At 60.2% G+C, this 9239-nt stretch carries 8 protein-coding genes; 2 read left to right on the top strand and 6 right to left on the bottom strand.

The features are described 5' to 3' along the window. Positions 1-112: 112 nt before the first annotated feature. From glpD to AEQ63_RS23870, 4 genes are all read right to left on the bottom strand, one after another. Positions 113-1648 carry a glycerol-3-phosphate dehydrogenase gene (gene glpD, locus AEQ63_RS23885; RefSeq protein WP_064365097.1) on the bottom strand — a complete coding sequence of 512 codons (1536 nt, stop codon included), beginning with the start codon at positions 1646-1648 and terminating at the stop codon, positions 113-115. Between the two features lie 251 nt (positions 1649-1899). Then, positions 1900-2655 (bottom strand): DeoR/GlpR family transcriptional regulator, encoded by a 756-nt coding sequence (locus AEQ63_RS23880; protein WP_007953179.1) that lies wholly within the window; start codon positions 2653-2655, stop codon positions 1900-1902. 95 nt (positions 2656-2750) lie between these two features. Next, complete coding sequence (glpK, locus tag AEQ63_RS23875; RefSeq protein WP_042607375.1) at positions 2751-4253, bottom strand: glycerol kinase GlpK; 1503 nt, start codon at positions 4251-4253, stop codon at positions 2751-2753. Between the two features lie 77 nt (positions 4254-4330). After that, positions 4331-5182 carry an MIP/aquaporin family protein gene (locus AEQ63_RS23870; protein ID WP_064365096.1) on the bottom strand — a complete coding sequence of 284 codons (852 nt, stop codon included), beginning with the start codon at positions 5180-5182 and terminating at the stop codon, positions 4331-4333. Positions 5183-5533: 351 nt separating this feature from the next. Here AEQ63_RS23870 and ybaK point away from each other — a divergent pair, with 351 nt between their 5' ends. Then, the gene (gene ybaK, locus AEQ63_RS23865; RefSeq protein ID WP_064365095.1) at positions 5534-6004 is read left to right on the top strand and encodes a Cys-tRNA(Pro) deacylase; all 471 of its coding nucleotides are present in this window, start codon (positions 5534-5536) and stop codon (positions 6002-6004) included. 99 nt (positions 6005-6103) lie between these two features. Continuing rightward, the gene (locus AEQ63_RS23860; protein WP_064365094.1) at positions 6104-6886 is read left to right on the top strand and encodes a PhzF family phenazine biosynthesis protein; all 783 of its coding nucleotides are present in this window, start codon (positions 6104-6106) and stop codon (positions 6884-6886) included. Positions 6887-7002: 116 nt separating this feature from the next. Here AEQ63_RS23860 and AEQ63_RS23855 read toward each other — a convergent pair whose 3' ends face one another. After that, complete coding sequence (locus AEQ63_RS23855) at positions 7003-8112, bottom strand: ABC transporter ATP-binding protein (RefSeq protein ID WP_064365093.1); 1110 nt, start codon at positions 8110-8112, stop codon at positions 7003-7005. Then, positions 8109-9029, bottom strand: a complete 921-nt coding sequence (gene argF / locus AEQ63_RS23850; RefSeq protein WP_039758373.1) for an ornithine carbamoyltransferase — start codon at positions 9027-9029, stop codon at positions 8109-8111. Before argF ends, AEQ63_RS23855 begins: the two co-directional genes overlap by 4 nt. Between the last annotated feature and the right edge of the window lie 210 nt (positions 9030-9239).

Genomic DNA, 9239 nt, shown 5'->3' with positions numbered 1-9239 from the left:
CCCCTTGGGGGGAGAGGGCTGGGGTGAGGGGGGGGGCTGGATCTTGCGGGGACAACAAAAAGCCCCTGAATCTCACAATTCAGGGGCTTTCGTTCAAGCGATGGGGCGAAGATCAAGCCGCCTCGATCTTGCGGTTCTGCTCAACCTTGCCCAGATACGTCGCCAGCTTCTGCTGCTCATCCGGTGTGGTGAACAAGCCCAGCTTGGTACGGCGCCACAGAATGTCATGCGCCGTGGTCGCCCACTCTTCGCTGCACAGGTAATCGACTTCGCGGGTGTAGAGCCCGCCGCCGATGTGCTCGCCCATGTCAGCCAGGCTTTCCACGCCTTCGAGCATGCGCCAGGTGCGGCTGCCGTAGGTGACGGCCCAGCGCCGGGCGATTTCCGTCGGGACAAAATCGAACTCGTCGCGGATCCGCGCGCTCAGGGCTTCGGGCGTGGTCATGTCTTCGCCGCCGGGCAGGGTGGCAGTGGCCGTCCAGCTCGGGCGCATCTGGGTGAAGAACGGCATCAACTGCCCCATCGCCGACTCAGCGAGTTTGCGATAGGTAGTCAGCTTGCCGCCAAACACCGACAGCAGCGGCGCTTCTTCAGCGTTGCCTGAAAGCGCCAAGGTGTAATCGCGGGTGACGGCGGACGGGTTGTCGGATTCGTCGTTGCACAGCGGACGTACACCCGAGTAGCTGTGCAGGATGTCTTCGCGGCTGACTTGCTTCTTGAAGTGGGCGTTGACCACTTTCAGCAGGTAATCGGTTTCGCCTTCGGTGATCGCCACTTTCGCCGGGTCGCCGGTGTACTCACGGTCGGTGGTACCGATCAGGGTGAAGTGGTTCAGGTACGGAATGGTGAAGACGATGCGCTGATCTTCGTTTTGCAGAATGTGCGCGTGCTCGCCTTCGTACAGTTTCGGCACGATGACGTGGCTGCCCTGAATCAAACGGATGCCGTACGGCGATTCCATTTTCAGGTCGTCACGAATGAACTTGGCGACCCATGGGCCGGCAGCATTGACCAGCGCTTTGGCGGTAATCGAAAACAGACTGCCGTCGGCGCGCTCCAGATGCAGATGCCACAGGCCCTTGGTGCGGCGGGCGCTGACGCAGCGGGTCTGGGTGTGCACATGGGCGCCTTTCTCGCGCGCAGCCATGGCGTTCAGGACCACGAGGCGGGCATCGTCGACCCAGCAGTCGGAGTATTCGAAGCCGTTCTTGATTTCGCTTTTCAGTGCGCTGTCGGCGCCAAACTTCAGGCTTTTCGAACCTGGCAGTTTTTCGCGCTTGCCGAGGTTGTCATACAGGAACAGGCCGGCACGAATCATCCACGCCGGACGCAGGTGCGGGCGGTGCGGCAGGACGAAACGCATGGGTTTGACGATGTGCGGCGCCTTGGCCAGCAGCACTTCGCGCTCGGCCAGCGCTTCGCGCACCAGACGGAATTCGTAATGTTCGAGATAGCGCAAGCCACCGTGGATCAGCTTGCTGCTGGCCGACGAGGTGTGGCTGGCCAGGTCATCTTTTTCGCAAAGGAACACCGAAAGACCGCGACCGGCGGCATCCGCTGCGATCCCCACGCCATTGATCCCGCCGCCGATCACGGCAACGTCATAGATCTCGGAGAGAGGGGGCGTACGCAAGGTAGAGGTGGACATCGGCTGGCCTCGGTTCTTTTGGTTTTATGTCTTGGAAATCGAACATTAATGTTCATTTGCGAAAATGGTAGCCCATAAAGACGCGCACAGCCAGTCACGTTCGATTGAAAAAACTCATCGAAGGGCCGAGAAAGGAAAATATCCGAACATTAAAAGCAAAAGATCGCAGCCTTCGGCAGCTCCTACAGAAGGAATGCATTCCAGATGTAGGAGCTGCCGAAGGCTGCGATCTTTTGATGCCTGGAAGCGCGTTAAACGACTTCCAGACGAATCTTGTGCTGGCTCAGCAACTGCGCCAGCGCCGGTACCGGCTGCTGATCGGTGACCAGGCAATCGATCAGGCTGATCGGCCCCAGTCGGATCATCGCGTTGCGCCCGAACTTGCTCGAGTCCGCCGCGAGAATCACCTGCCGCGCGTTGGCAATGATCGCCTGGCTCACCCGCACTTCCTGATAATCGAAGTCGAGCAGGCTACCGTCCTCATCGATCCCGCTGATGCCGACCAGGGCGAAATCGACCTTGAACTGGTTGATGAAGTCCACGCTCGCCTGACCGACCACACCGCCGTCCCGCCGCACGTTACCGCCGGTCAACAGCACATCGAAATCATCCTTGGCGCTGAGCATCGAGGCGACGTGCAGGTTGTTGGTGATGATTTTCAAGTGACTGTGATTGAGCAGGGCGCGGGCGATCGATTCGGTGGTGGTGCCGATGTTGATGAACAGCGAGGCGTGATCGGGGATCTGCGCGGCGATGGCTTCGCCGATGCGTTGCTTTTCGTCGCGCATCTGATCGGCGCGCATCGCGTAAGCGGTGTTTTCAACGCTGGAATCGTAAGCGGCGCCACCGTGGTAGCGACGCAGCAGATTGGCTTCCGCGAGCTGATTGATATCGCGGCGGATGGTTTGCGGGGTGACAACGAACAGCGTGGCCATTTCCTCGATGCTCACATAGCCGCGTTCGCGGACCAGCTCGAGGATTTGCTGCTGACGGGGAGGCAGATTCATGGGGCTTCCTTTGGGCTGCCAAGCAAAATTTGCCCATGATGCCGCAGGAATCTGCTCCCTACCAGTTAGATACCCTTCCGGAACTGTACGTTGGCTTATTCAGCGTCCTCACGCGCCCAGTCACGGGTACGGCTGACGGCTTTTTTCCAGCCTTTGTAGAGTTTCTCTTTCTCGACTTCATCAAGGCTCGGTTCGAACTCGCGCTCGATCACCGCTTTGCCGCGCAGTTCTTCCAGGCTGCCCCAGAAACCGCAGGCCAGACCGGCCAGATAAGCGGCGCCCAGTGCAGTGGTTTCGCGCATTTGCGGGCGCTCGACCTGGGTGCCGAGGATGTCGGCCTGGAACTGCATGAGGAAGTTGTTCGCCACCGCGCCGCCGTCTACACGCAGGGCCTTGAGGCGTTCGCCGGAGTCCTGTTGCATGGCGTCGAGTACGTCGCGGGTCTGGTAGGCAATCGATTCCAGCGCGGCGCGGATGATGTGATCCACGCGCACGCCGCGAGTCAGACCGAACAGCGCGCCCCGGGCATACGGGTCCCAGTACGGTGCGCCGAGACCGGTAAACGCTGGCACCAGATAGACGCCGTTGCTGTCCTTGACCTTGTTGGCGAAGTATTCGGTGTCGTGGGCGTCGTTGACGATTTTCAGTTCATCGCGCAGCCATTGCACGGTCGAACCGCCGTTGAACACTGCACCTTCCAGAGCATAGGCAACTTCGCCGCGCGGGCCGCAAGCAATGGTGGTGAGCATGCCATGCTGGGATTTCACCGCTTTGTCGCCGGTGTTCATCAGCAGGAAGCAACCGGTGCCGTAAGTGTTTTTCGCCTGGCCCGGCTCTACGCACATCTGCCCGAACAGTGCCGCTTGCTGGTCGCCGGCAATACCGCCGATGGCGATGCCGCTCTTGGTGCGACCGTAGATTTCCGAAGAGGCTTTGACTTCCGGGAGCATCTCGCGCGGGATGTCGAGAATCTCCAGCATCTTCGAATCCCACTCCAGCGAGTGAATGTTGAAGAGCATGGTGCGCGAGGCGTTGGTGTAGTCGGTGACGTGTACCTTGCCGCCGGTGAATTTCCAGATCAGCCAGCTATCGACGGTGCCGAACAGCAGCTCGCCATTGCGTGCACGCTCGCGGCTGCCTTCGACGTTGTCGAGGATCCACTTCAGTTTGGTGCCGGAGAAGTACGGGTCGGTGACCAGACCGGTGGTGTCACGGATGTAGTCTTCGTGGCCGTCGCGCTTGAGCTGCTGGCAGATCTCGGTGCTGCGGCGGCACTGCCAGACGATCGCGTTGTACACCGGACGGCCGGTGGTCTTGTCCCAGACCACGGTGGTTTCACGCTGGTTGGTGATACCGATCGCGGCCACCTGGTCGTGATGCAGGCCGGCCTGGGCCAGTGCCTCAACCATCACTGCGCTCTGGGTGGCGAAGATTTCCATCGGGTCGTGCTCGACCCAACCGGCCTGCGGGTAGTGCTGAACGAATTCGCGCTGGGCGGTGCAGACCACGTTCGCATCGCGGTCGAAAATGATTGCGCGGGAGCTGGTCGTACCCTGATCAAGGGCAATGATGTAGTTCTTGTTCTGAATGTCGGTCATGTCGATTGCCTTGGACGAAAAAAACGAGAGTGGGCCATGGCGCAGGCTCGGATGGGCAGGAGCCGGCGCCGACTGTTTCAAGAAGTTCTTGGTTTGCCGTCAATGGCCGGTTCTGCATCCTTTGTAGCAGGTGTGGCGCCGGTCAGGTGACGGGCGATGAGCCCGCGATACCCGGCAGCGCCGAGGCAGGCACCGACAATCGGTGCAAAAATCGGAATCAGGAAATACGGAATATCTCGACCGCCAGTGAAGGAAATTTCACCCCAACCGGTAAAGAAAGTCATCAGTTTCGGACCAAAGTCACGCGCCGGGTTCATCGCAAAACCGGTCAGCGGGCCCATCGCACTGCCGATCACGGCAATCAGCAAGCCGATCAGCAGCGGTGCCATCGGGCCTCTTGGCAGACCGTTGTTGTCATCGGTCAGGGCCATGATCACGCCCATCAGGATTGCGGTGATGATCATCTCGACCAGAAAGGCCTGAGCCGTCGACAGCATCGGGTTTGGGTAAGTGGAGAATACCGATGCCAGTTCAAGGCTGGCGGCCGAACCACGAACCATCTGGTGGGTTTGTTCGTAATCGAAGAACAGGTTGCTGTACAGCGTGTAGACCAGCAGCGCGCCGCAGAAGGCGCCGGCAATTTGCGCGAGGATGTAGAACGGCAGCTTGCGCTTTTCGAAGTCGGCGAAGATTGCCAGAGCGATGCTCACGGCCGGATTGAGGTGCGCGCCGGATACCCCGGCGGTGAGGTAGATCGCCATGCTCACGCCGACACCCCAGATGATGCTGATTTCCCACAGGCCGAAGCTGGCGCCCGCGACTTTGAGCGCGGCGACACAACCGGTGCCGAAGAAGATCAGTAGGGCGGTGCCGAGAAACTCGGCCATGCATTGGCCGGAAAGCGAAGGTTGCGGTAAAGCAGCTGTCATTGAAAACCTCGGTTCTTTTTCTTGTGTGGCGCCTTGCCAACGGAGCAAGGCGCGATCTTCACCGGGTCGGAATCCCCATTCGCTTCCCGGGTTACTGCTGGGTACTGCGCGGAGCATGATTCTTACATTATTCAGATTCGAAAAAATATAGACAAGAAACAAACCTGTCAAAGGTCGAAAGTGAACTGTCAGTCACAATATAACTATTCGCCGCATGAATGATCAGCGCGGCTCCCCGGGTGCATGGACCTGCAGACCACGGGAATCGCGGCTTGGAATAGAGCCTTTTAACCCACGATGACCTAGAATCGGCCGCAGGTTTTTTCTGAGATTGCCGAACCCGGAGCTGCCATGACCCCTGCGTTGGACTTGTTGAAAAAAGTTCGTGCCGAACATCGCGTGCACAGTTACGAACATGATCCGAAGGCCGCGTCTTATGGGCTGGAGGCAGCGGAGAAGCTCGGGCTCGAACCGGCGCAGGTGTTCAAGACCCTGCTGGCCGCCAGTGAGAAAGGCGAATTGCTGGTCGCCGTAGTGCCGGTCGTCGGAACGCTCGACCTCAAGGGGCTCGCGCATGCCGCCGGAGTGAAGAAAGCCGAAATGGCCGACCCGGCTGCCGCGCAGCGTTCGACCGGCTATCTGTTGGGCGGTATCAGCCCGCTCGGGCAGAAGAAACGCCTGCGCACCTTCATCGATAATTCCGCTCAGGGTTTTGCGACTATTTACGTGAGTGCCGGGCGGCGAGGGCTGGAGGTGGAACTGGCGCCAGCAGTACTGGCCGCGCACACCCAGGCGACGTTCGCCGATATCGGCCGGGCGTAACAAGAGCGCTCGCTGTATGAAGAAAAAATTGCGTTTCTGTCACTGGCACTGATCCGGGCCGCCGTTGCATGCTCGGTCGACCAATTCAGGGGGAAAACCATGCAGCTTGCGTTTCATCAGGTCGACGCGTTCAGTGATCGGCCGTTCTGTGGCAACCCGGCGATGGTCTACCGGCTCGACAGCTGGCTGGCCGATGACTTGATGCAGAAGATCGCCGCCGAACACAATCTGGCAGAAACCGCATTTCTGGTGCGCGAAGGGCAGGCCTGGCATATCCGCTGGTTCACGCCGACTACTGAGGTGCCACTCTGTGGGCATGCGACGTTGGCGAGCGCGTTTGTGCTGTATGAAATCCATAAGGAAAGTGCAGCGCGCATCGACTTCACTTGCAAGTCTGGTGCGCTGAGTGTCAGCCGTGAGGGCGACCTGTTATGGCTGGATTTCCCGACCATCGTACCTTCGGAAATCGGCGTGACGCTGGATGTCGAGCGGGCGCTCGGTGTTGAGGCTGTCGACGTGTTGGGCTCGAACGAACTGTTCGTGGTGCTGGAGTCGGAACAGGCCGTGCTCGACTGCAAACCCGATATGGCTGCGCTGGCGAAACTGCCGTGGCTGGGTGCGATTGTCACTGCGCGCGGCAATCAGCACGACTTCGTCTCGCGCTATTTCGCCCCGGCGATCGGCATCAACGAGGACCCAGTGACCGGTTCGACGCACTGCAGTCTGATTCCGTACTGGGCCAAGCGCCTGGGCAAATCGAACCTGACCGCGTGCCAGCGCTCGGCGCGGGGCGGTGAATTGTTCTGTCGGCTGGAAGGGGAGCGGGTGAAAATTGGTGGCAATGCGACGTTGGTGGCCAGCGGCACCCTGCATCTGAGCTGACCGCAATCCCTTGTAGGAGTGAGCCTGCTCGCGATAGCGGTCTATCAGTCAACATCTTCGGCGACTGATTAACCGCTATCGCGAGCAGGCTCACTCCTACAGGAATATATGTTCGATCAGAGGCTCGTGCTGAATCGGCGCACGCCGTTTTCCACCGCTGGGATCTGCGCCGCCGTGCTGCCCGAAGCCTGGAACAGCACCAGGTGATCCGCCGCTACGCGAATCCCGACCTGCGCGCCGACCAGATGATCGGCATGGCTGGGGAAGATCGATTCCAGCTGCGCGCCGGTCGGCAGTTGCAGGCGGTACAAAGTCGCCGCACCGAGGAACATCTTGCCGACAATCTGCGCCTGCAATGCGCTGTCCGGCGCATAGACAATGTCATCCGGGCGCAGCAACACATCCACCGCGCCGCCTATCGGCCAGGTGTAAGCACGATTACCGCGCAGCTCACCCAGCTCGGTCTGCACCGACTCCGGACTGACAAGCTGGCCGCGAATGAAGTAACCCTGACCGATGAAGCTGGCGACATACGGCGTCGCCGGTTCGTGATAAAGGTTGTAGGGCGTGTCCCACTGTTCCAGCCGACCTTCCTTGAATACGCCAACGTGATCGCTGACGGCGAAGGCTTCTTCCTGATCGTGGGTGACCAGAATTGCACTGGTGCCCCGGGCCTTGAGAATGTCGCGGACCTCATGGCTGAGCTTGCGGCGCAGCTCGCCGTCGAGGTTGGAGAAGGGCTCGTCGAGCAGCAGCAGTTGCGGCTCCGGCGCCAACGCACGGGCGAGGGCGACGCGCTGTTGCTGGCCGCCGGACAATTCGTGAGGAAAACGCTTGCCGAGGTTTTTCAGGTTGACCAGTTCCAGCAGCTCTTCGACCACGCGCGTCTTGTGCGGGTGCTTGCGAATGCCGAAGGCGATGTTGTCGGCCACGCTCAGGTGCGGAAACAGCGCGTAGTCCTGAAACACCATGCCGATCCGGCGTTTCTCCGGCGCCAGGGTGAAACCGGCACTGGAAAGGGTTTCGCCACCCAGGGTGATCTCGCCTTCATGCACCGGTTCGAAACCGGCGATGGCGCGCAGGGTGGTGGTCTTGCCGCAGCCGGACGAGCCGAGCAGGCAGCCGATGTCGCCGGCGTTGAGGTGCAGATTGAGGTTCTGCACCACGCGTTGATCTTGATAGCCGCAAGCGAGGTTGCGCAGGTTCAGCAGTAATTCATGGCTCATGCGTGGTGATATGCCGGTTCGACGAGGAACTCGAGCAGGGCCTTCTGTGCGTGGAGACGGTTTTCTGCCTGATCCCAGGCGACTGAGCGCGGATCATCGAGCAGGTCGAGACTGATTTCTTCGCCACGGTGCGCCGGCAGGCAGTGCATGAACAGCACGTCCTCGGCAGCGAGGTCGAGCAGGGCACGGTTGACCTGGAACGGCGCGAACAGCTTGAGGCGCTTGGCAGTTTCCTCTTCCTGACCCATCGAAGTCCAGACGTCGGTGCTGACCAGATGCGCGCCGCGTACGGCATCCTGCGGGTCGCGGACGATGGTCACGCGATCACCGGCCCTGGCGACAAACTCTGGGTTCGGCTCGTAACCTTCCGGACAGGCGACGCGCAGCTGGAAGTCGAACTGGATCGCCGCTTCTATATAGCTGTTGCACATGTTGTTGCCGTCACCGATCCAGGCCACGGTCTTGCCCTGGATCGAGCCACGGTGCTCAAGAAAAGTCTGCATGTCGGCCAGCAACTGGCACGGGTGCAGATCATCGGACAGGCCGTTGATCACCGGCACGCGCGAGTTGGCGGCGAATTCGGTCAGGGTGCTGTGGGCGAAAGTGCGGATCATCACCGCATCGAGCATGCTCGACATGACGATGGCGCAGTCGCTGATCGGCTCGCCACGGCCCAGTTGGGTGTCGCGCGGGGACAGGAAGATCGCCTGGCCGCCGAGCTGGATCATGCCGGCCTCGAAGGAGATCCGGGTGCGGGTTGAGGATTTTTCGAAGATCATCCCCAGCACGCGGTTTTTCAAAGGCTCGAACAGTACGCCGCGGTTACGCAGGTCCTTGAGCTCAACGCCTCGACGGATCACGCTGACCAGCTCTTCGGGCGTGCAATCCATCAGGGAGAGAAAGTGCCTTGCGCTCATCATTGACTACCTTTTTGCTACAGACCGCAGATGCTCAAAGCCTTGTTTAACGGAACAACGGGCGAGACCTGCGGCGTAAGCCGCACGGGGCGACGAAATAGGGGGAGGCGCGATATTGACATTAAATGTCGCGTTACGCCAATAGGCTACGGTTTCAACGGGATGCGGAGCGCGGAGCGAGGGTTTCGATCGCGCATGGTGAAGCCGGGT

The organism is Pseudomonas sp. RIT-PI-o, from assembly GCF_001297215.1.
GTDB classification, from domain to species: Bacteria; Pseudomonadota; Gammaproteobacteria; order Pseudomonadales; family Pseudomonadaceae; genus Aquipseudomonas; species Aquipseudomonas moraviensis_A.
Note: the sequence above shows the minus strand (reverse complement) of the source record. Positions and strands in the feature narration are given on the sequence as shown.

Coding starts and splice junctions, on each gene's coding strand:
- glpD (WP_064365097.1), bottom strand. CDS start 1,648: ATGTCCACCTCTACCTTGCGTACGCCCCCTCTCTCCGAGATCTATGAC.
- AEQ63_RS23880 (WP_007953179.1), bottom strand. CDS start 2,655: ATGAATCTGCCTCCCCGTCAGCAGCAAATCCTCGAGCTGGTCCGCGAA.
- glpK (WP_042607375.1), bottom strand. CDS start 4,253: ATGACCGACATTCAGAACAAGAACTACATCATTGCCCTTGATCAGGGT.
- AEQ63_RS23870 (WP_064365096.1), bottom strand. CDS start 5,182: ATGACAGCTGCTTTACCGCAACCTTCGCTTTCCGGCCAATGCATGGCC.
- ybaK (WP_064365095.1), top strand. CDS start 5,534: ATGACCCCTGCGTTGGACTTGTTGAAAAAAGTTCGTGCCGAACATCGC.
- AEQ63_RS23860 (WP_064365094.1), top strand. CDS start 6,104: ATGCAGCTTGCGTTTCATCAGGTCGACGCGTTCAGTGATCGGCCGTTC.
- AEQ63_RS23855 (WP_064365093.1), bottom strand. CDS start 8,112: ATGAGCCATGAATTACTGCTGAACCTGCGCAACCTCGCTTGCGGCTAT.
- argF (WP_039758373.1), bottom strand. CDS start 9,029: ATGAGCGCAAGGCACTTTCTCTCCCTGATGGATTGCACGCCCGAAGAG.